The sequence below is a fragment of the Pseudooceanicola algae genome (assembly GCF_003590145.2).
GTDB lineage: Bacteria > Pseudomonadota > Alphaproteobacteria > Rhodobacterales > Rhodobacteraceae > Pseudooceanicola > Pseudooceanicola algae.
This window is the reverse complement of sequence record NZ_CP060436.1, coordinates 3471628-3492776: the sequence shown is the minus strand read 5'-3', so window position 1 is coordinate 3492776 and position 21149 is coordinate 3471628. Positions and strand designations below refer to the sequence as shown.

Genomic DNA, 21149 nt, shown 5'->3' with positions numbered 1-21149 from the left:
GACGCGATAAGTCACGTCCGGGTTTACCTTCCTACAGCATGCCGGTGGTCTGACGACGTCCGCTGACGTGGCATTTTCATTTCGGAAACTCCATGAAACACCCCCTGAAGCTGGCCGGGCTCCTGCTCGCCAGCACATCCCTATGTGCTACCTCTGCCCATGCCCAAGAGGTCACGGACCTCGGGACCATCGCTCTCGATCCGATCATCATTCAGGGTCTGGAGAACGGCGCAGTCATCGACGGCTACCGTGCCGATGCGATTTCAAGCGCAACGCGCACCGCAACCCCCCTTCAGCAGACCCCACAATCCGTTCAGGTCCTGTCGCCCGAGCTGCTGGAGGATCAGGCCGTCACCACCATGTCCGAGGCGCTTGGCAACGTCAGCGGGGCCCAAGGCACGATCCCGCTTCAGACACCCGCCTTTGAATCCACCCTGTTGCGAGGTTTCCCGGCCGAGTTCTACCGGGACGGCATCACAAGCTATATCAACACGGGCGACGCCAACGCTATGGCAGGCGTCGAACGGATTGAAGTGCTGAAGGGGCCGAATGCCATCCTCTACGGCGGTGGCGTGGGCACTCCGCTCGGCGGGGTGGTCAACATCGTGACCAAAAAACCCAAGCCAGAAAACTTCACCGAGCTTGGCCTGACATTCGGGACGAACCGCTACGTCGAGCCTTCCTTTGACATCAATCGGCAGTTGTCGGACACCGTATTGTTCCGCATGAACGGCAGCTATGGCCGTTCCGAGGCGGACCAGAATGTGATCGAAACGGATCGCTACTCGCTCAGCCCGTCCCTGACCTTCGGATACGGGACAGATACCCGCCTGACGGTCGAAGGGTATTTGTCCCGCTGGGAGCAGCAGGAATATCAGGGCCTGCCCGCAGTCGGCACGGTGGCAGGGGGTTTCGACATCGACCGCGATCTCTACATCGGCGATCCCGACATTCCCGACAGCCACACGGAAACGCGCAAGCTGACCTTTACGCTGGAGCATGACTTCAACGATCAGTGGTCCAATCGCACCCAGTTCCGCTACGGCAAGAACGAGGTCGAACAGATCACCCAGATTATCCTGTCCAACGCGCCTGATGCAGGACCGACCGACTGGAACCTCTATAATTCCTACGTGCCGGGCGAGCAGACCGAATACAGCTTCAACACTTCCTTCGAGGGGCATTTCAGCACTGGGGGTTGGGACCACGTGCTTCTCTTCGGCGCGGATTATTCGCTGATCGAAGATTATTCGCTGATGTACATGGACTACGCCGGGAGCAACGATCTGGCGAACCCGGGCGCATGGCCCGCGTGGAGCATGCCCTCGACGCTGGCCATGGGCGAAGGCAACGGCACCTACACGACCTCCGGGGCCTTTGTGCAGATGCAATCTTCCGTCGGACGGCTGCACCTCCTTGGCGGGCTGCGATTGGCACATCTGGAGACGGTCTACGATTCCGCGGGCTACAGCCGACGCGACACGCTCGAAGCAACAAGGCTCCTGCCCCGGATCGGCGCGGTCTATGACCTTACGGATCAATGGTCGGCCTTTGCCAGCTACAGCGAGGGAATGAAAGCCAATGCCTTCTATTTCTACTCGTCGATGCCGAAGCCGGAGTTTTCCCGCCAGACCGAGATCGGTCTGAAATACGATGGAGGCGCGGTATCCGGCAGTATCGCCGCCTTCCGGATCGAGCGCGAAAATGTGCCCGTCACCGATCCGACCGACCCGACATACCTGACGAGTATCACCGAAGGCCAACAGCGCTCGCAAGGCGTCGAGCTGGATGCGGTTTGGCAACCAGGCGGCGCATGGAAAGTCACGGCGAACTATGCCTATACCGACGCCGAACTGACGGCAGACATCCCGCTGGGCGCACCTGCCGGGTCAAAGCTTCCCGGCGTACCGCGCCATTCCGGCGGCATCTGGGCGGACTACGATACGCGGACGACCAGCGGTGAAGGCTGGCGCGCAGGTGCCGGACTTCACGCGGTCTCGTCCACCCCGCTCGATCAGGCAAACACCTATGAGACAGGTGGCTATGCAACGGTGAACGCCTCGGCCAGCTATACGCAGGGTGGCACGACCTATGCGCTGGCGGTAAAGAACCTCTTGGATACGGAGTACGACCTGCCGATGTATGGCTACATGGGTGGTCGCGTGGTTCCCGGGGCCGAGCGGCAGATCCTCTTCAACATCAGCAGGAGGTTCTAAGGTGATCCGCATTCTTGCGCTTTGCGCTCTCCCAGTGCCGATGGCGGCAATGGCCGACACAGTCATATCGCTTTATCCGGCAGGCACGGTCGTGCCTCTGCCCCGCCCCGAAAGCCAGGACCTCGTAGAGGGCCAGATATTCGTCTTCAATATCAGCGCGCCGACGCTGGAGGTCATCCGGCCAACGAAAGAGGCGGCGAACGGCACCGCGGTGATCATCGCGCCCGGCGGCGGTTTCGTCGGACTGGCCTATGAGCAAAGCATGGCGGTCGCGCGCCGCCTTGCCGATCTTGGCGTGACGGCATTCGTCCTGAAGTACCGCACGATCGAAAGCCCGGACGACGGCACGGCGGCCTTCATGCGGCGCCAGCCAAGCCATGTCTCGGTCGACCCAGATCAACATCGAGCCGCGCATGCGCAGCGTTGTAGCTGGACCAATTCTTAGTGCGGTAGCGGGTGGAAGGAGGCTTGCTCATACGCCCCGTCTAACCGCCTAGATTCCTGTTGTGAAACGTCTGCAGTCAAAGTTCTGCAACAACGCCCTCCTGAGCAGCCCCGAACCTCAAGGCGCAGATCCCGCGCTGGACGCGCCTCGCCGGTGCGGATCTCCAGAACACCAAACGACCTGTTCCGGGCTCTTATTAAACTGATTCGCGACGGCCGTTTTGGGCCGGGACGAGTTATGGAACGGCACGCAGAATTGGCAACTAGATCTGAAGAAACGACCAGCCGGACATTCAACTAAGCTTTTGCAGTTACTCGAAATTTACCGTTTATACAAAATATTGTTCACTCTAACAAATTTCTGTGTGAAACTCTAGATGGCGTGCAACAGCCAATCTTGGCCGAATTCACGGCCCCCAATTCGACGGAGACTTGTCCTTGACCGAAACGATGTTGGCAGCCGTCCTCGTGAACTATGGATCCCCGCTTGTCGTGAAGCGGATACCCCGACCCGAACCGGGACCCGGCCAACTTCTGATCCAGCTCGAAGCTTCCGGTGTCTGCCATTCCGATGTCCACATCTGGGAAGGTAGCTATCACACCGGCAACACGCCCGACCCCTTCATCTTGGGCCATGAGGGGGTAGGCACCGTCGCGGCTATAGGCGAGGGTGTGGAAGGCTGGGCAATCGGGGATCGCGCCGGCGCTGCTTGGCTGCATGACACCTGCGGCACATGTATCGAATGCCGCGCGGGGCTGCACAACTTCTGCCAGTCCCAGCGGGCGCACGGCTTGGATGTGCCCGGCACCTTCGCGGAATACGTCGTAACCAATGCTGCTTTCACGGCCCGCGTGCCGGGCGGCGAGGCCTCGGCGCTGGCGCCACTGATGTGTGCGGGGCTGACGGCGTATGGCGCGCTCGACCGGGCCCAGCTCGAGCCGGGCGAATGCTGTGCCGTGTTCGGTTGCGGTGGCCTTGGACAGTATGCGATCCAGTTCGCCAAGCGCCGCGGCGCCCATGTCATCGCCGTCGACCGCGATCCATCGAAACTGGCGTTGTCGCAGGCCAATGGTGCCAGCCTCGCGGTCAATGGTGCCGATGCCACGGAGATCGAGACCCTCCGCGCACGCGCCGATGTCTGCATCAATTTCGCGCCCACCACGGGCACCTGGCAGCCGATGCTCGACATGGTCCGCCCGCTGGGTCGAGTCGTCGCCGCCGCCATGGTGTCCGAACCGGTGCCGCTGAACCAGGAATGGCTGACCGGCTCGGGCATCACCATCACTGGCACATCGGTGGGGACCATGCAGCAGATGGATGCGCTGATGCAGATACAGGTCAAAGATCCGCTAACCTCCACCGTCACCGAAATTCCTATCCAAGACGCCGGGCGCGCACTGCGCGAACTGGCCGAAGGCCGGGCTCCAGCCCGTTACGCGATCCGGTTCTGAAACGGACCGATCGGATAACGCAAACAAGAACAAGAACAAGAACAAGAACAGGGAAATAAATGATGAAGAAACGCACGCCCCACACCGCCGCCTCGGCCCTTGCCATCGGCGCCATGTTGACTACGGGCGCCGCCATGGCGGCCGAGCTGGGCGACACGCAGGACCCGATCAAACTGGCCGTTCTGGAATGGACCGGCGCGCAGGTTTCGACACAGATCGCTGGAATGGTGCTGGGAAAGGCAGGCTACACCGTCGAATACATCACCGCCGGTAGCTTCCCGCAATATTCAGGCTTGTCCGACGGCACCCTCAGCGCCACGGTCGAGATCTGGAGCAACAACGTCGGCGACATCTATCCCCAGGCGCTGGCAGCCGGCGACATCGAGAACATAGGATCGCTCGGCCTGGAGACCCGCGAGGGTTGGGCCTACCCGAAATTCATGGAAGAGATCTGTCCCGGCTTGCCAGACTGGACCGCGCTCAAGGATCCGGCCTGCGCCGCTGCGCTTGCGACGACGGATACGCTGCCCAATGGCCGCCTGCTGGATTATCCCGCCGACTGGGGCTCGCGCAGTGGCGAGATTATCGCCGACAACGATCTGCCTTTGATGGCCATTCCCGGCGGATCCGAAGGTGCAATGCTGGCCGAATTGCGCGCCTCGGTTGCCACGGAAAGCCCTCTGCTGCTAATGTTCTGGGCGCCGCATCATGTGCTGGCCGAAATTGATCTCGGTTGGCTCGACATGCCCCCCTGCGCAAGCGACGATCCCGACAAATGCGTGCAGCTTCCCCAGGTCGAGAAGGTGGTTTGGTCGGGCTTTGCCGACAAGTGGCCGGCCGGCTACGAGATCCTGAAATTGCTTCAGGTTTCCTCTTCGGCGCAGGAACAGATGATGTCCGCAATCCTCGAGGATGGACAGCCCCTGGAGGAGGTCGTGGCAGCTTGGGTCGAGGCCAACCCCGATGTCTGGCAACCTTGGATCGACGCCGCCGTCAACTGAAGACGCCGTTCCGCCGCATCAGCCACGACAAACGGACAGCCCATGCCCCCATCAAGCGCCGCGCAAGCCAATCCACGCCCGATCAAAATCTCCTGCCGGAACCTCTGGAAGGTCTACGGATCTCCCCTCCGTCGCGTCCAGACGCCGGGGCTGGCAAAAGGGAGTGAGGCGTTTGCGCGGCAGCTTCGGGAGTCCGGTCGAATACCGGCGCTGGTCGATGTCAGTTTCGAGGTACAAGAGGGCGAGATCTTCGTGATCATGGGCCTGTCCGGGTCAGGCAAATCTACGTTGATCCGCTGCCTGACGCGGCTGATCGACGCCGAGTTCGGAGAGGTCCGGCTGGATGGCAAGGATTTGCTGTCCGTCTCTCCGCGCGAATTGATCGAGATCCGGCGCCACAAGATGGGCATGGTCTTTCAGAACTTCGGGCTCATGCCGCATTTGACCGTCTTGGGAAACGTTGCCTACCCTCTGAAACTGCAAGGCTTGCCGAGGGCCGAACGGGAAGCACGAGCCCGGCAGATGATTGAGCTTGTCAGCCTTGACGGGCGCGAGAATGCCTTTCCGCATCAGCTCTCTGGCGGTCAGCAGCAACGGGTGGGCATCGCCCGCAGCCTGGCGGTGGAGCCCGACTTGTGGTTCCTCGACGAACCCTTCTCGGCGCTCGATCCGATGATCCGCCGGCAGATGCAGGACGAGTTCCTCGACCTTCAGCAGCGCCTGCACAAGACGATCGTCTTCATTACCCACGACATTGCCGAGGCTTGCCGGCTGGCCGATCGCATCGCCATCCTGCGCGACGGCCGCGTTGTACAGATTGGCAGCCCGGCGGATCTGATCCTTCGGCCCGCCGACGATTACGTCGCCGATTTTACCGCCGATGTCTCGCCGGCCGCGGTCCTGCGCCTTGGGGACATTGCCATGCCGGACGACGCCGAGGCGGGCGCTCGAGAGGTGGACGGCGACCGGACTGTTGAGTCCCTTCTCAACGATATCGCGACCGGCGCTACGGGATTCACCGTGCGGCCCAAGGGCAAGTACGGCGGCGGTCAACTTTCGGCCGCGCGGGTTCTGCGTATCCTCGGGCAGCATGGCCGCCAGGACAATGACACGGGGCGCTGAAATGACCAGACTTGCCCGCCTATCGCTCTGGGGTGCCGCCTTTGTCGCCTGTTTCCTGCTGGTCCTGGCCGCACCGCATCTGCCCTGGGTCTCAGCCTTCCCCCAGTCATGGCAACTCCCGCTGGCCGATTGGCTGAATCTCATACTGGACCCGGCCTTTGAGACCTTGCAACCGCTGGGCCGCGGCCTTGCCACGCTGATCGCCGTGCCGCTGAGGTGGCTGCGCCAGGTTCTGCTTTTCGTGCCTTGGCCGTTCTTCACCCTGGTGCTGTTTCTGCTGGCCCTGCGGACCGCTGGACGCGGGCTGGCCTTCTTTGGCGTTGCCATGCAACTGTACATCGTTACCGTCGGGTACTGGCCGCAGGCGATGAACACCTTCGCAATCGTGTTGCTGTCCTTGCCCCCGGCAATCCTGATCGGCTTCGCCCTGGGCGTGGCGGGCCACCTCTGGGCGCGGATCGAAGGTGTACTGACGGTCATCCTGGACCTGATGCAAACCTTCCCGGCCTTCGCCTACCTGATCCCCCTTCTGATTGTCTTCGGCTTCGGCCCCTCGGCGGGCATGATCGCCAGCGTGATCTTTGCCATCCCGCCGATGGCGCGGAACACGATCGTGGGCCTGCACGGCGTACCGCCCGTCATCCTGGAAGCCGGGCGAATGAATGGCGCTACCCCGGCTCAGTTATTCTGGACGGCCAAGCTACCCGCCGCGCGGCGCCAGCTTTTGGTCGGGGTCAACCAAACAACCATGGCCTCTCTGAGCATGGTGATCATCGTCGCCATCATCGGTGGGTTCAACGATATCGGATGGGAGGTCCTGTCGGCCATGCGCTCGGCCGAACTGGGCCGCAGCCTACTGTCCGGTGTCGTTATCGTGGCCATGGCCATCGTGCTTGACCGGATCACCGGCGCGCTGGCCACCGGGTCGCCCCGGGGCGTTGTCCTTGCCCCTGATCGCTGGCTGGTGCCGGTGATGATCGCCATCGTCGCGGCCGGGGCACTGGTGCGCATCGCCTTCCCCTCGCTTGACATCCTTCCCCGAGGCTTCGGCTTTGCCGCAGCCAAGACGCTGGACGCTTGGCTGCTTGTCTTCGTTGGCTGGAGCGATCCGTTCTTCTCGGCCCTGCGCAACGGCCTCAATTACGGAATAATCCTTCCGATGCGCATCGGTGTCATTGCCTCGGCCAGCCCGATGGTTTGGGGCTTCACGGCCCCACCATGGTTTATCCCGGCCATTGGCATCACGGTGCTGGCGCTGGCCGGGATCGTTGCCCGCCGCCAGTTGGGCCTGGCCCTTCTGGTCCTCTTCACCGGCCTCGTCCTATATTCCGGCCTTGCCCGCTTCCCCTGGCCCTGCATTGTGATCATCGCTCTGCTGGCCGCCAGCCTGCAGCGCGGTGCGGGCCTCGCGGCAACGGTGCTGGGCGCGCTGGCGCTGATCCTGCTGTCGGGCATGTGGCAACCCTTCGTGCAATCGCTCTACTTGACGGGGATCGCGGTGATGCTCTGCATATTGATCGGCGGGGCCATAGGCGTCGCCGCCGCCGAAAACGACATGATTTCGAAGATCGTCCGCCCCATTGCCGACGCGTTGCAAACGCTGCCGCAATTCGTCTTTCTGATCCCCGCCCTCATGCTCTTCCGCGTGGGTGAGTTCACAGCGCTGATCGCGATCATGGTCTACGCGGTTGTCCCGCCGATCCGCTATGTCGAACACGGGCTGCGCGGCGTGCCACCCCACCTCGTCGAGGCGGCCCGGCAGATGGGGGTCACCCGCTGGCAGATGCTGACCGACGTAAAAATCCCGCTGGCCGGCCCCGCCATCCGACTTGGCGTGAACCAGACGATCATGTATGCGATCTCGATGCTGGTCATCGCGGCACTTGTCGGCACGCGTGATCTGGGGCAGCAAGTCTATATCGCGCTCGGAAACGCAAATGCCGGTCTTGGCCTTGTGTCCGGTCTGTCGATTGCCTTGCTCGCCATGATCGCGGATCGCATGCTGAGGCGCAATTGAACCTTGAGGTCGAGAATGGCGAAGACACGGGCCGCAAAAAAACCCGGCCGGACACGCATCGAGGACCTGCGGCGGCAGGAACTGATCGACGGGGCGCATCGTGTCTTCCTGCGGCATGGCCTGTCTGGTCTGACCACCACGCGCATCTGCAAGGAGGCTGGGATGTCTCAGGGCATCCTGACCTACTATTTCTCCGGTAAGGACGAAGTCCTCTTTGCCATGGTGCGCCAGAACAACAGGGTTTTGGTAGAGCAGGTCGTCGATAACATGCGCCACGCCACGACCCGGTGGGAGCGGCTTGCCGGTATCATCGAAGGCAATTTTCCCGACAGCCATTTCGAAGAAAAGATCGCCTGCGCTTGGCTATCCATCTGCGCCGCCTCGGGGAGCGACCCCAGGTTCGCGAAGCTGCAGAAGCTGTTCTATGCGCGGCTGTCGTCGAACGTGGCGTCGGCGGTGCTTCCGATTCTATCAAAGGATGAAGCCGCCCAGTTGAGCTATTCCATCGGGGCTCAGATCGACGGCCTGTGGCTGCGGCGTGGGACCGACAAGACCATGTCGAGGGACAAAGCCCTGTCATTGACCTTTTGGACGATCGAAAGGGTCATTGGCCGCGATCAGCTCAATGCGCTGAGGTCCATGCCTGCACGCTGAACTGAGGCTTGGCCGAAGCGTTGAGTTTAGATGGGATTGCCAACTCGTTCGCGGCGCGTGGTTTTGAGTCCAGAGCCTAGACGCGCCATCAGCGCATCGCCCAGCCAGAAGAGATCAGACATATCACCGCTCAGTTTTCGCGCGGTGAACCATGCCCTTCCTCTGAAATCAATGGGCCCTGAGCCTAGGTTGTGGAGGTAATACCAAGAATAACCCACGCCGATGCGCACTTTGCGGATTTTGCGCATCGGGTTATGGGTCAAAACATCCCGGGCCTCCATTTTCTCCCGAATACTGTCAGAGACCGAGACCCAAATGGCTCTGTTGCACGAATCCTGTGAGGGATTCATCTCGTGAATTCAGCATGGTAGCTGGTATGCATGAGCAGACCTACATCCCCGACCTACAAGACAAAAAACTGGCCAGCCTACAGTGAAGCGCTCAGGCGCCGGGGCTCGCTGACTATCTGGTTCGATCCCGAGATGATCTGGGAGGCCGCGCCGACAGGCAAGCGTGGTCGCCAGCAGACTTACAGCAATTCTGCCATTCAGACTTGCCTGACAATGAAGGTGTTGTTCGGCATGGCGCTGCGGCAGACGACCGGGTTCGTCGAAAGCTTGTTGCGCCTGGTCGGCCTTGACTGGTCGGTGCCCGACTTCAGCACGCTGAGCCGTCCCATTGCCCGGCAGGCGATTGCAAAGCAATCTGCCGAGAGGGGCCAGAAGACCCTCGCCGTCAACATCCCTTATCGTGGCTCCAAAGGGCCGTTGCACCTGCCAATCGACAGCACGGGCATCAAGGTTGTCCTCCGGATCAAATCCGCAGAATAGCCGGGCATGGACCTTCTGATTTCCAAGCATCGCAAACCCTTCAGATCCCCAAAAATCAAGGGAACCAGACGCCACAGTCCAGATCAAGCATAGGGCTTTTCAACAGAATCCGCCCCTCGTTTCGATGATTGCGGGACTTCAACCTACCCGTTGATGCCGAAGAAACCGCTCAACGGTTAGCAGGCCAGCCCCCGGCCTCGCAGCCGGCAAAACACGTCTCAAGACTCCAGCTTCAAACAGTCCGGCGGCCGGCAGGAAGGGCGGCAGATCATCTAAAACGTGAAGAAAATATGACCAACTGCCGCCGTGTTTGCCCGAAAAAATACCATTTCTTATATTTATTATCATTAATTGTTGCGTCACTGGACCCCGACCATGCAGGCTTGGCCGCAAGCAAAGTCTGGAGTGCCAATGACAGCAAACTTGTTGGAAGTCAGTCAAGCGACCGTCCAGTTTGGCGGCGTTGTCGCGCTTGACCGTGTCGACCTTACCGTAAGGGAAGGTCAAACCATGGCCATCCTCGGCCCGAACGGCGCCGGAAAGACCACCCTTTTCAATGTGGTGGCCGGGGTGGTGCCTCCGTCGCAGGGATCTATCCGCCTGGGTGATACGGACGTGACGAAGGCGACCTCCAGCCTTCGAAGCGCGAAGGGAATCGCGCGGACATTCCAGATCACGCAGCCCTTCAGCGGGCTGACGGTGATCGAGAACGTGATGGTCGCCATCGTGTCGCGCGGGCAAAGCATGGCTGCCGCCCGCGACGAGGCTGCCGAGTACGTCGAGTTTGTTGGCCTGAGCGCCAAGCTTGACGAACCCGCGCGCACGCTCAGCACCGGGCAGCGAAAGCGACTGGAACTGGCCCGCGCCCTGGCGACAAAACCCCGTCTGCTTCTTCTCGACGAGGTCACCGGCGGCGTCGATCGGCCCAGCATTCCGCAGATCCTCGACCTGATCAGACGGCTGCGCGAAGAGCGTGGGATCACTGTCCTGGTCGTTGAGCACAACATGGAGGTGCTCTTCGGCCTCGCCGACGAGGCGATCTTCCTCAATCGCGGAAAGGTCCTCGTGACAGGCACCATGCAGGAGGTCGCCGAACACGCGGCCGTCCGCAGTATCTATCTGGGAGATAGCGATGCTTGAGCTGAAGGGTATCAATGTGCATTACGGCTCGACGCAGGTCCTTTGGGACGTGTCGATGTCTGTCGGGCGCGGCGAGATCGTTTCGGTCATGGGGCCAAACGGATCGGGCAAGAGCACGGTCCTGAAAGCGGCCATGGGGCTGAAGAAGGCATCATCGGGCGCGGTCATCCTGAACGGCACCGACCTGCAGGGCAAATCGGCGACCACGCGGCCGCGTCAGGGCATGAGCATCGTGCTGGAGCGCCGCCGGCTTTTCCCGCGGATGAGCGTTCGTGAGAACATCCTTCTTGGCGCCTTTACACGGCCGCAAAAGGACGCGCGCCGGGCCTTCGACGAGGTTCTGGACACGCTTCCGGATCTCAAACCCCACCTGAACGCAACCGCCGGAAAGCTGAGCGGCGGGCAGCAGCAGATGGTGGCGATCGCCCGCGGCCTGATGGCCGATCCGCGTGTGCTGCTGATGGACGAGCCGTTCCTCGGCCTGTCGCCGATCATGGTTAAAACCGTGTCGGGCATCATGAAATCAATCAACGAAAGAGGGGTCGCCATTCTCTTCAATGAACAGAACGCCAAGCTCTCCTTCGCGCTGAGCCACAGGGGATACCTGCTGGAAAGTGGCCGCGTGGTGCTGAGCGGATCGGGCGAAGAGATGCTGGATCACCCCGAAGTGAAACGCGTCTACCTGGGTGTCGGAGCAGCAGCGAAATGAGCAGCGTGATCGAAATTATCCTGAACGGACTGATAACGGGGTCGATCTATGCCCTCGTGGGATCCGGCATCGCGCTGGTCTACGGCACGACCCGCGTTCTGAACTTCGCCCATGGCGAATTGATGATGATCGCCGGTTACCTCGTTCTGTTCTTCGCCGTGACGCTCGAGCTAAACGTGGCCCTCGCCTCGTTCCTGACTCTGGTGCTTGTCGGCGGGGCCGGGGCGCTGATCCAGCGGGCCACGATTGCGCCGCTGCTGGCGCGCAACGACTGGGCCTTTCAGGTCATCGCCGCCACCATAGGCCTGTCGATCGCACTGCAAAGCGCCGCGCAGCTAGTCTGGGGTGAGCAGTTCCGCACCCTGCCCTACTTTTTCAGCGGTGTCGCGGTCATCGGCGACATTCGGATGCCATGGCAGCGGATCGCGATCCTTGTTTTTGCTGTGCTGATCATGAGCCTGTGCGCCTTCGTTCTGTATCGCACCCCCCTTGGCCGGATGGTCCGGGCCACGGCCCAGGATGCAGAGGCGGCGCTGGCGGTGGGCATTCCTTCGGGGCTGGTCCATACTGCGGTCTTCGCGATTTCCGCCGTCCTGGCCGGAGCCGGCGCGATCCTGCTTTCGCCGCTCGTGACCGTGAACCCGTGGATGGGCGTCGCCTATCTGCTGAAGGGGTTCGCGGTGGTGATCCTTGGCGGGCTGGGATCCTTCGGCGGCGCTGTCGCGGCGGGCTTCCTGCTGGGCATGATCGAATCCGTGGGCGTCGCCTTTGCGCCGACCGAATGGCGGGACGTCATCGCCTTCACGTTCCTTATCATTGTCATCTGGTTCCGGCCGAACGGTCTCTTTGCCGGAAGGGAGGGCTGATCCATGCTCGAAGTATTTGGACGCCGCCCCTATCTGGTGCTGCTCGGGATCGCGGCCTGTCTGCTTGTCGTGCCGTTCCTGCCGCTGAATGACTATATCCTTCACATCCTTACGATCTTTCTGATCTTTGCGATCTTCGCCAGCGGCTGGAACCTGACGCTGGGAATGCTTGGCCTGAAGACACTGGGGCATCATGCCTTCTTTGCGATCGGCGCCTATATCTCGGCCATCGTCGCCTATTACGGTGGTATCAGCCCCTGGCTGACGATCTGGGTCGGGGCACTGACCGCTGCCATTGCGGGGGTCATCATCGGCTTTCCGATCCTGCGGATTCGGTCGATGCCCCACGTCGCGATCGTCACCCTCGCCTTTGCCGAAATCGTGCGGCTGATCTTTTCGAATCTCAAGGAAATCACGCGCGGCGAACTGGGGTTCTGGGGCATTCCGACGTTCGACCCCATCCACATCGGTGACATGACGCTACGGTTCGGCGTCGGCAACGCGGTCGGTTCCTATGCGCTGGCGGCCGTCTTCTTCGTCACGGTTCATATTGCGTTGCTGGCGCTGCTGACCTCGCGGACCGGTCTGACCTTCTTTGCCATTCGCGATGCCGAAGCTGCGGCGGAAAGCCTGGGCGTGCATCTGTCCCGGTGGAAGATCTTCGCCTTCGCGCTGAGCGCGGGCGTGGTTGGCCTGAGCGGGGCGATCTATGCGCATTACGTCATGATCCTGACGCCAATCTCGGTTGCCGGACCCGAAATGCTGATCACGCTTCTGGCGATGATCATCGTCGGCGGCGTCGGACGCTTCTTCGGGCCGGTCTACGGGGCCCTTCTTCTTACCGTAGCGTCCGAGATGCTGCGGGAATTCGGCGATTTCCGCATGCTTCTTTACGGTACGGGCATCATCTTCTTCGTCTTCGTCGCGCCTCAGGGACTGGCCGCCCTGAAGCTCAGACAGCGACGTGGCACCACGTCCCGGACATGAACGGACCAAATTCAAAAGAAGTCCGCCGTCCTGGCCAATTCACCTAGTCCTTCCAACTGGAGATAGAACATGACCACCACGACCAGGAAAATACTGACCGCAGGAATCCTCTCTGCCGCGCTTGCCAGCGGAGCGGCGTCCCTCGCCTCCGCCCAGGAGGTCACGATCGGCGTCATCGGACCGATGACGGGCCCTGCCGCGAATACCGGTGCCGCCCATCGTCAGGGCATGGAGCTTGCGGTGAAGGAATGGAATGCCGGCATGGTGGAAACGGTGTCCGACACCCCGCCGACCGCCACCCTCGTCTTCGAGGATTCCAACTCCAAGCCCGAGGTTGGCATCAGTGCGGCCCAGCGTCTGATGACGCAGGATTCCGTCGACATGATCATCGGCGACACGCTGCACAGCCACGTCACCATGGCGCTGATGGAGATGGCTCCGCAATACGGTGTGCCGATCCTGAGCGCCGAGCCGGTGTCCTCGGCCATCGCGGACAAGGTCCTCTCCGACCCGGAGCGGTATGAATATTACTGGAAGGGCAACTACAACAGCGACGGTTACGGCCAGGCGGTCCACGGGTTCTACAAGTGGGCCTTCGAAAACGACGTGATCGAGGAAGGCAACAAGCAGATCGCCTTCGTGGTCGAGGATACCGACTATGGCCTCGCCAATGCGGAACAGATCGGAAAGCTGTTCGAGGAAGATGGCTGGGAGGTGATCGCCACCGAAACCACGCCCACCGGCACGACCGACTTCTACCCGCAGCTTTCGAAACTGCGCGGCCTTGATCCCGATGTCCTGATCTCGGTCTTCACCCTTGCCAACTCGGGCACCTCCTTCGTGCGCCAGTTGGACGAGCAGGCGCTGGAAGCCTCGCACCTTGCGATCTTCTACCCGACCCGACCCGAGTTCATGGAAGTGGCCCCCGAAATCGCCGACGGTCTGATCTGGGCAGCCCTTCAGTTCAGCCCCGAGATCACGCCGGCCCACCAGGAATTCAGTGACCGCATCGAGGCCGAATTCGACACCCCGGCCAACTACAGCCATGCGCACGCCTATTGCACCATGCTCGTAGCCCTGCGGGCCGTCGATGCGGCGGGCTCCACCGAGGCGGCCGCCATTTCAGAAGAGATCGGCAAGACGGATTACGAGTGCCTGATCGGACGGATGCAGTTCGGCGAAGATCACACGGTGCGGTCTGGCGCCGATGCGATTCCCGTGCCTGTCGCCCAGATGCAGGACGGACAGAACCAGGTCATCTGGCCCGAAAACGTCGCGACCGCCGACGCGAAATAACCTCAGGGCCGGGGGCCAGACCGGCCCCCGGCTGTATCCGAACCATCAAGGACAGGAATCTCATGACATCGACGCAGGACGGGGAGGGGCGCAAGAATTCACGCCGATTGAGCCACCTTCTTACCCGGACACCCAAACGGTCGTCGGTCATTGCGGGCGAAATCCGGTCATGGATCATCACCGAAGGGCTTGAACCCGGTGATAGCCTGCCCGTCGAAAAGGAAATGATCACCGCCTTCGGCGCCAGTCGCGCCACCATCCGCGAAGCCCTGAAAGAGCTGGAAGTTCAGGGGCTGGTGCGGATGAAGACCGGGCCCAATGGCGGTCCAATCGTCACCGGCAGCAGCGTTCTCGAGTCGATCCAGGCCGTGCAGAACTTCTGCTATTTCGAGAAAGTGACGATCGACGACATTTACGAGCTGCGCTCCACGATCGAGGTTCAGCTGATGTACTCGGTCGTCGGGCACATTGACGAAGAGACCTTTGATAGGCTCGACGCCCAGATCGAGCTGTCATCGATACCCGCACATGACGAGCGCAGCCGTCGCCGCCAGCGCGAAGCCGAGTTCGAATTTCACACGATCATTGCCAGCTGCGTTCCAAACCGGCTGTTGCTTCTGATGATCGAGGTCATCGTGGGGATCCTCGTCAATGCCACGGCGCGTGAAAGCGCTGCCCATGAACTGCACGGTGAATGGTCCCGCGAGAACAGCCGCTATCACGCCGATATCGTCGCTGCCCTGCGCAGGGAGGATGCGGAAACGGCAGCCCGCCTGATGCGCGAGCACATGGAGATCGCACATCGTCATCTCAAGCTGATGTATGGCGATCTTTCGCTCGAAGCCATTGCACTGACCGCGCCAGAGAGAAACTGAATGTACACACCCGCCCCCTTTTCCGAAACGCGGCCCGATCGCATTCTCGGGCTCGTCGAAGCGTATGATTTCGCCACCCTTATCCATGCGGGTGGAACGGATGTCTCGCTGACCCACGCTCCGGTGTTCCTGCGCGACCCCGAGCACGCAGCGAGCGCCACGCAGGTCGACGGTGCGACGCTGGAACTGCATCTCGCCCGCGCCAATGCCATGTGCCGCCGCCTTGAACAGCTGCCAAAACTGACGGTCGCGATCCTCGGGCCGTCAAGCTACATCACGCCAAGCTGGTATGAGACGCCCGGCGTCGTCCCCACCTGGAACTACGCGGCGGTCCACCTGCATTGCGAGGTCCGGCCCTTCACCGATCCCGAACGCCTTCACGCGCTGTTCGACCGCACGGCGCGCGCCCACGAGCCCGGCGTCGGCGGGACCTGGAACCGGGACGGTGATCGCCAGAAAATGGTCGACAGCCTGATCCGCGGCGTCGTCGGCTACCAGCTTACCGTCACCTCGCACGAAGCCATCTTCAAGATGAGCCAGAACAAGTCTCAAGCCGATCGCGGCAACGTCATTGCCGGTCTTTCCGGCCTTGGGCGCGATGCGACACAAGACGTCGCGACGATGATGGCGGCCTACAGTCAAGAAAGGGATTCCAATGCCTGAGACTCCGATATTCCTCGACCGGGACGTCGTGTCCTACCACTGCGGCAAGGACGTGGCGCCGCGCGTCACCGTCCCTTCGGGCAGCCTGGTCACGGTCGCGACACATGACGCGCGAAGCGGCAAGTTGAAGCGGCCCGAAGACGTGATGCCCACGGCCCCCGATTTCGACGCGCCAGGTCACCCAAAGACCAATCCCGTGACCGGCCCCATCGCTGTTGAGGGCGCCGAGCCGGGCGACGCGCTGGCGGTCACGATCCTCGACATCGCGCTGGACGCCGAGGGATTCATCATCGCCCGGCCCGAATGGGGCGTGGTCCGGAACAGCGTGCCGCATCAGGTTGCCAAGATGCTGCCGGTCGATGGCGATGCGATTGTCTTCGACAATGCGCTGCGCATTCCGCTCAGGCCCAATATCGGCACCATGGGCACTGCCCCGGCCGGAGAGGGCGTCAGCAGCATCCATTGCGGACGTCACGGCGGGAACATGGATTCCAACGCCGTGCGCGTCGGGACCACCGTCCACCTGCCGGTCAACGTCGACCTCGGCCTCTTGTTCATCGGCGACGTCCACGCGGTGATGAGCGATTCCGAAGCCGTGGGCACGGGGTGCGAAATCGGCGCGAAGGTGACCGTGAAGGTCGAACTGGTGAAGGGGGCTGCGCGGACCTGGCCTTGGATGGAATCCGACACCAAGATCATCAGCTACGGCGCGGCGCCCGAATACGAAGACGCGGCCGCCATCGCCATGCAGGAGATGATCAGCCTGGTCGCCGCCCGGCATGATCTGAATGAGGCCGATGCCTTCATGCTGATCGGTCTGGCGGGTGATCTGCGGGTGAACCAGTCCTGCAACTCGCTCATCGATATCAGCGTCAGGGTCGAATTCCCGAAACATCTGGCAGCGGCTCAATGACAGAAACAGATCCCCTGAACGGCCTCGTTCGCCCCGAACTTCTGGCGTTGGCCGATTACAACGCCGGTGTATCGCTTGAGAAGATGCGCAGCGAGCTGGGGTTGGAGCGCGTGATCAAGCTCGACAGCAACGAGAACCCGCTCTCCTGCTCGCCTCGGGTGGCACCTGCCATCGCGGCGGTGCAACCGGGCATCTTCCGGTATCCCGATCGCGAAGAGCTGCGCCTAAGAGAGATGCTGTCGAAGGATCTCGGCGTCACGGGCGACCGGCTGGCCTTTACCGCCGGGTCCGAGGATCTTGTCTCGATCCTGTTCCGCATGGTGCTGCGCCCGGATGACGAGGTCGTGACCGTCGTCCCGGCGTTCGGGCTTTACGAGATCTGCGCCCAGCACGCGTCGGCGGTGACCCGCAAGATCCCCTTCACCGCAGACTGGCGCTTTCCCGTCGAAGAGATCGTCAGCGCCCTTGCCGGGCGACCACGGGTGTTCGTGCTCTGCTCGCCGTGCAACCCGGTCGGCGTCTCCATTGCGCTGGAAGACTTCGACCGGGTGCTGAACGCCGCGCACCCGGACACCCTGATCGTTCTGGATGAGGCCTACGGCGAATTCGTCAAAGATTCCGAACGCGGGCGCCTTTTCGAACGGCTGAAACGGCACGACGGCCCGTGGATCGCACTTCGCACCTTTTCAAAGGCCTACGGGCTGGCGGGCCTGCGCATCGGATACGGCATCGCGTTCCATTCCGCCTTGGCCGAAGCCATCTACAAGGTCCGCTCGCCGTTCAACGTCAGCGCGCCCGCGCTTGCCGGTGCCGAGGCCGCCTATCGCGATCAGGACCATGTCGCGGCAACCCGCGACTTCGTTTCGCGCGAACGGCAGCGCGTCGCCGGCGCCCTGCGCGACATGGGGCTGCCCCCTGCCCCGTCCGACGGCAACTTCCTGTTCTTCGATTGCGGCCGCCCGGCACGAACCCTGGCGCAGCGATTGCGGCAGAAGGGAGTGCTGATCAAGGCCTGGACGGAAGCAGGCTATGAAAACCACGCCCGCGTCACGATCGGCAACACCGAAGACAACGACAGCTTCCTGACCGCGCTTCGCGAGGCTCTGGACGGAGAAGCGGAATGACAGAGCGCAGGGCGCAGCCCCCCCGGGACGAACCCGCGTCCTTCGATCCGCTGGCGACGCTGGACCCCGATATCGCAACCTTTGTGCGGCAGATGACGCAAGATGCCGCCGCGCATCCCCGCCGTGACAGGGTGCCGGTGACACAGGCCCGCGAGATTGCCGAAGGCGTGCGCAAGCGTTGGACGGCGGGTGGCCCGGCCATGGCAGAGATCTCGGATCACGTCGTGCCGACCCGCCACGGCGATCTGCCCATGCGGCTTTATCGTCCGAACGACAGGGCGACGGGGCCTGCGCTGGTCTATCTGCCCGGCGGCGGCTGGACCCTGTTCAGCATCGACACCCACGACCGGCTGATGCGCGAATACGCCGCGCGTACCGGCATGGTCGTGCTGGGGCTGGATTACAGCCGCGCGCCCGAAGCGAAGTTTCCGCAGGCCATCGAGGAAATCCGCGATGCCACCTTGTGGCTCGGCACGGCGGGGGCCGCCCTCGGGATCAATCCCGATGCGCTTTTGATCGGAGGCGATTCTGCGGGGGCGAACCTTGCCGTTGCGGTCTCGTTGCACCTCAGGGACGAAGGTCAGGATGCGTACCGCGGCATGGTGCTGAATTACGGCGTCTTCGATCCAAATTCGCTGCGCGCATCGGGCCTGCGCTTCGGGGCTGGTGATCTGCCGCTCTCAAGTCACCTGATGCAGTGGTTCACATGGCAATACATTCGCTCGGACGCGGATCTGACTGATCCCCGCCTGCGGGTGCTGAGCGCAGATCTTTCCCACCTGCCGCCCGCCATGATGGTGGTTGCCGATCACGACATTCTGCTGGACGAGAACCTCGACATGGCGCGCGCCCTGAAAGCCGCTGGCGTTTCTGTTGAGCTGAAAGTCTACCAAGGCACGGTGCATAGCTTCCTTGAAGCCATGTCCATCGCTCCGGTCGCGGTCCGGGCACTCGACGACACCGCCCGCTGGATCAAGGACATAGCGGCCCTGAGGGCCTGGGAATATTCCGATGAAATCTAACCTGCCCGAAACACCCCTCGGCCAAAGAGCGCTGTCCCATACCCAAAGAATGGTGGCCTGCCGCAGTGTCAATGGCACCAGCGGCGAGATAGGATTTCCCGACGAGGTGCGTGCGATGCTCATGGGCATCGCGTATTTCGCCGCCCGGCCGGACCACATCTATGAGAGCGATGTGCCCGGAACCCCTCAAGGACGCCGCAACATCCTCGCGTTGCTCAAGGGCAATGGGTCCCGGACCGTGGTTTTGACCGGTCATTTCGACACGGTGGGGGTCGACGACTACGGTGCCTTGCGCGACGTGGCCACCGACCCGGCCGTGCTTGCAGAACGCATCATTGCGCAGCTTGAAGACAGCGGCCGGTCTCCCGAAGCTCTGGCGGACATCCAGTCAGGTACGTTCATTCCCGGACGCGGCATGCTGGACATGAAGTCGGGGTTGGGCGCGGGGCTGGCCGTCCTCGAAGCTTTTTCCGCCGATCCCGATTTTGACGGCAACCTGATCTTCCTTGCCTCACCGGACGAGGAAAACCAGTCGGCGGGAATGCGCGCCGCAGGCAGCCTTCTCAACCAGGTCGCGCAGGATCATGATCTGGAGTACGTGTTGCAGATCAACATGGATGCCCTGCAGGACGAAGGCGATGTGGCCCGGGCCCAGGCCGTCGGGACGGGATGCATCGGCAAACACCTCGTCACGGCCCTTGTCGTCGGACGCGAGGCCCATGCCTGCTATCCGCTGGATGGATTGAATGCGCTGTTTCTCGCCTCGTCCCTAGTGCGGGAAATGGAATGCCACCCGGCGCTTGCAGAAGGCGACCACGGGGATGCGTCCGCGCCCCCTGTGGCACTGGTTCAGAATGACTTGCGCGCGCATTACGACATCACCACCCCCGCCAGGGCCTGGTGTGCCTGGAACATGATCACTCGGACGCGCACCGCCGGGGAGGTGCTGTCGCAATGCACCGCCATTTTCGCAAAGGCGCTGGACGAAGCGGTGGCGCTTCATGGCGCCCGCGTCCGGGCGACCGGAGCGGCGGTCCCGGACCGGGAAATCCCGATCTATACCTTCAAGGACCTGGAGGAACAGGCGGCGGCTTCCCCAACTTATGAGGCGCAAGAACAGGTGCTGGCTGCCCAGTTGAGAGAGCGAGAGGACCTGCCCATGCCGGCACGGGCGCGCCTGTTGACCGAGCTGGCTTGGGATCACGCGCAGCTTGCAGGCCCTGCCGTGGTTATCGGGTTCGGCGGGCTGTCATATCCCGCCGTCCCCCCCCTCGCCTCACGTGGCGAACAGGCCTTGGCGGCCTTGGTCGCACGAGCGACCACCAAGGTGTCCGCCGCTCACGACACGCCAATCGGTATCCTCAACTGGCTTCCGATCGTGACGGACATGAGCTTTGCCGGACAGGACGATGCCGAAGGGTACCACGCCGCCGCAGACAACAACCCATTATGGGGATGCGGTATCGAATGGGACGTCGACGGTTTTCCCCGCATGCCAGCCATCAACGCGGGTCCTTGGGGCCGCGATTATCATCGAAGCCTTGAACGGGCCAATTTCAACTATGCATTCACGGTCCTGCCGGAATTGCTCTGCGAACTTGTCCGAGGAAGCCTCGGCGACGTCCAAGCTGATCGGCCATGATATTGTCCTTAATCTCGGATCAGGCACCGGAGCCAACGTTTTCCGCGTTTCGGCGAAGTTCATCGCACGAAAACGAGCGGTGACACGTCTGAGATTGGCGAGCCTGGCCCCTTCGGAAGGCGACCAGGCACAGGCAGACTGCGAGCCCCGCCGCTGCGGCTTCGCCTTGGTCGTAG

Annotated in this window: 18 protein-coding genes and 2 pseudogenes; 18 read left to right on the top strand and 2 right to left on the bottom strand. The window is 62.2% G+C overall.

All coding sequences use genetic code 11. The features are described from left to right. Positions 1-92 precede the first annotated feature (92 nt). Positions 93-2216 (top strand): TonB-dependent siderophore receptor, encoded by a 2124-nt coding sequence (locus tag PSAL_RS16340; RefSeq protein WP_119838388.1) that lies wholly within the window; start codon positions 93-95, stop codon positions 2214-2216. Positions 2217-2526: 310 nt separating this feature from the next. Here PSAL_RS16340 and PSAL_RS16330 read toward each other — a convergent pair. Beyond that, a pseudogene (locus PSAL_RS16330) lies at positions 2527-2692 on the bottom strand (IS5/IS1182 family transposase); the annotation flags it as partial. Positions 2693-3098: 406 nt separating this feature from the next. Between PSAL_RS16330 and PSAL_RS16325 the strand changes: the two are divergent. Genes PSAL_RS16325 through betI form a run of 5 tightly spaced genes read left to right on the top strand, consistent with a single transcriptional unit; the run spans position 3099 to position 8906 of the window. Continuing rightward, positions 3099-4112: an alcohol dehydrogenase catalytic domain-containing protein gene (locus PSAL_RS16325; RefSeq protein ID WP_119838389.1), complete on the top strand. Its 1014-nt coding sequence runs from the start codon at positions 3099-3101 to the stop codon at positions 4110-4112. A gap of 59 nt (positions 4113-4171) precedes the next feature. Beyond that, positions 4172-5113, top strand: coding sequence for an ABC transporter substrate-binding protein (locus PSAL_RS16320; protein ID WP_119838390.1), 942 nt, complete (start codon positions 4172-4174; stop codon positions 5111-5113). Between the two features lie 42 nt (positions 5114-5155). Then, on the top strand, positions 5156-6235 hold the full coding sequence (locus PSAL_RS16315; protein WP_119838391.1) for a quaternary amine ABC transporter ATP-binding protein: 1080 nt from the start codon (positions 5156-5158) through the stop codon (positions 6233-6235). 1 nt (position 6236) lies between these two features. Then, positions 6237-8252 (top strand): ABC transporter permease, encoded by a 2016-nt coding sequence (locus tag PSAL_RS16310; protein ID WP_196222734.1) that lies wholly within the window; start codon positions 6237-6239, stop codon positions 8250-8252. Positions 8253-8267: 15 nt separating this feature from the next. Beyond that, on the top strand, positions 8268-8906 hold the full coding sequence (gene betI / locus PSAL_RS16305; protein WP_119838393.1) for a transcriptional regulator BetI: 639 nt from the start codon (positions 8268-8270) through the stop codon (positions 8904-8906). A 26-nt stretch (positions 8907-8932) separates the two neighbouring features. Here betI and PSAL_RS16300 read toward each other — a convergent pair whose 3' ends face one another. Then, complete coding sequence (locus tag PSAL_RS16300) at positions 8933-9256, bottom strand: hypothetical protein (protein ID WP_196222735.1); 324 nt, start codon at positions 9254-9256, stop codon at positions 8933-8935. A gap of 30 nt (positions 9257-9286) precedes the next feature. Here PSAL_RS16300 and PSAL_RS16295 point away from each other — a divergent pair. From PSAL_RS16295 to PSAL_RS16240, 12 genes and pseudogenes are all read left to right on the top strand, one after another. Next, positions 9287-9709: pseudogene (locus tag PSAL_RS16295) on the top strand (transposase); the annotation flags it as partial. Between the two features lie 438 nt (positions 9710-10147). Beyond that, positions 10148-10876 (top strand): ABC transporter ATP-binding protein, encoded by a 729-nt coding sequence (locus PSAL_RS16290; RefSeq protein WP_196222736.1) that lies wholly within the window; start codon positions 10148-10150, stop codon positions 10874-10876. Next, the gene (locus tag PSAL_RS16285; RefSeq protein WP_119838395.1) at positions 10869-11585 is read left to right on the top strand and encodes an ABC transporter ATP-binding protein; all 717 of its coding nucleotides are present in this window, start codon (positions 10869-10871) and stop codon (positions 11583-11585) included. The genes PSAL_RS16290 and PSAL_RS16285 overlap by 8 nt, the downstream gene beginning before the upstream one ends. Beyond that, the gene (locus PSAL_RS16280; RefSeq protein WP_119838396.1) at positions 11582-12451 is read left to right on the top strand and encodes a branched-chain amino acid ABC transporter permease; all 870 of its coding nucleotides are present in this window, start codon (positions 11582-11584) and stop codon (positions 12449-12451) included. Before PSAL_RS16285 ends, PSAL_RS16280 begins: the two co-directional genes overlap by 4 nt. A 3-nt stretch (positions 12452-12454) precedes the next feature. Further along, positions 12455-13438, top strand: a complete 984-nt coding sequence (locus PSAL_RS16275) for a branched-chain amino acid ABC transporter permease (protein ID WP_119838397.1) — start codon at positions 12455-12457, stop codon at positions 13436-13438. 69 nt (positions 13439-13507) lie between these two features. Beyond that, positions 13508-14734, top strand: a complete 1227-nt coding sequence (locus tag PSAL_RS16270) for an ABC transporter substrate-binding protein (protein ID WP_119838398.1) — start codon at positions 13508-13510, stop codon at positions 14732-14734. A 107-nt stretch (positions 14735-14841) separates the two neighbouring features. Then, the gene (locus tag PSAL_RS16265) at positions 14842-15609 is read left to right on the top strand and encodes a FadR/GntR family transcriptional regulator (RefSeq protein WP_196941868.1); all 768 of its coding nucleotides are present in this window, start codon (positions 14842-14844) and stop codon (positions 15607-15609) included. Next, positions 15610-16272, top strand: a complete 663-nt coding sequence (locus tag PSAL_RS16260; protein ID WP_119838400.1) for an FMN-binding negative transcriptional regulator — start codon at positions 15610-15612, stop codon at positions 16270-16272. Continuing rightward, a complete protein-coding gene (locus PSAL_RS16255; protein ID WP_119838401.1) occupies positions 16265-17185 on the top strand; it encodes an acetamidase/formamidase family protein in 921 nt (306 codons plus the stop codon). Before PSAL_RS16260 ends, PSAL_RS16255 begins: the two co-directional genes overlap by 8 nt. Further along, positions 17182-18309, top strand: a complete 1128-nt coding sequence (gene hisC, locus PSAL_RS16250; protein ID WP_119838402.1) for a histidinol-phosphate transaminase — start codon at positions 17182-17184, stop codon at positions 18307-18309. The genes PSAL_RS16255 and hisC overlap by 4 nt, the downstream gene beginning before the upstream one ends. After that, positions 18306-19331: an alpha/beta hydrolase gene (locus PSAL_RS16245; RefSeq protein ID WP_119838403.1), complete on the top strand. Its 1026-nt coding sequence runs from the start codon at positions 18306-18308 to the stop codon at positions 19329-19331. The genes hisC and PSAL_RS16245 overlap by 4 nt, the downstream gene beginning before the upstream one ends. Continuing rightward, positions 19321-20973: a M20/M25/M40 family metallo-hydrolase gene (locus PSAL_RS16240; RefSeq protein ID WP_119838404.1), complete on the top strand. Its 1653-nt coding sequence runs from the start codon at positions 19321-19323 to the stop codon at positions 20971-20973. Before PSAL_RS16245 ends, PSAL_RS16240 begins: the two co-directional genes overlap by 11 nt. The last annotated feature ends 176 nt before the right edge of the window (positions 20974-21149 follow it).

Bases quoted from the DNA above. Each gene is read 5' to 3' on its own strand.
- PSAL_RS16240 (WP_119838404.1), top strand. From the start codon at position 19,321: ATGAAATCTAACCTGCCCGAAACACCCCTCGGCCAAAGAGCGCTGTCC.
- PSAL_RS16300 (WP_196222735.1), bottom strand. From the start codon at position 9,256: ATGAATCCCTCACAGGATTCGTGCAACAGAGCCATTTGGGTCTCGGTC.
- PSAL_RS16270 (WP_119838398.1), top strand. From the start codon at position 13,508: ATGACCACCACGACCAGGAAAATACTGACCGCAGGAATCCTCTCTGCC.
- PSAL_RS16260 (WP_119838400.1), top strand. From the start codon at position 15,610: ATGTACACACCCGCCCCCTTTTCCGAAACGCGGCCCGATCGCATTCTC.
- betI (WP_119838393.1), top strand. From the start codon at position 8,268: ATGGCGAAGACACGGGCCGCAAAAAAACCCGGCCGGACACGCATCGAG.
- PSAL_RS16255 (WP_119838401.1), top strand. From the start codon at position 16,265: ATGCCTGAGACTCCGATATTCCTCGACCGGGACGTCGTGTCCTACCAC.
- PSAL_RS16315 (WP_119838391.1), top strand. From the start codon at position 5,156: ATGCCCCCATCAAGCGCCGCGCAAGCCAATCCACGCCCGATCAAAATC.
- PSAL_RS16290 (WP_196222736.1), top strand. From the start codon at position 10,148: ATGACAGCAAACTTGTTGGAAGTCAGTCAAGCGACCGTCCAGTTTGGC.
- PSAL_RS16280 (WP_119838396.1), top strand. From the start codon at position 11,582: ATGAGCAGCGTGATCGAAATTATCCTGAACGGACTGATAACGGGGTCG.
- PSAL_RS16320 (WP_119838390.1), top strand. From the start codon at position 4,172: ATGATGAAGAAACGCACGCCCCACACCGCCGCCTCGGCCCTTGCCATC.
- PSAL_RS16340 (WP_119838388.1), top strand. From the start codon at position 93: ATGAAACACCCCCTGAAGCTGGCCGGGCTCCTGCTCGCCAGCACATCC.
- PSAL_RS16310 (WP_196222734.1), top strand. From the start codon at position 6,237: ATGACCAGACTTGCCCGCCTATCGCTCTGGGGTGCCGCCTTTGTCGCC.
- hisC (WP_119838402.1), top strand. From the start codon at position 17,182: ATGACAGAAACAGATCCCCTGAACGGCCTCGTTCGCCCCGAACTTCTG.
- PSAL_RS16245 (WP_119838403.1), top strand. From the start codon at position 18,306: ATGACAGAGCGCAGGGCGCAGCCCCCCCGGGACGAACCCGCGTCCTTC.
- PSAL_RS16285 (WP_119838395.1), top strand. From the start codon at position 10,869: ATGCTTGAGCTGAAGGGTATCAATGTGCATTACGGCTCGACGCAGGTC.
- PSAL_RS16275 (WP_119838397.1), top strand. From the start codon at position 12,455: ATGCTCGAAGTATTTGGACGCCGCCCCTATCTGGTGCTGCTCGGGATC.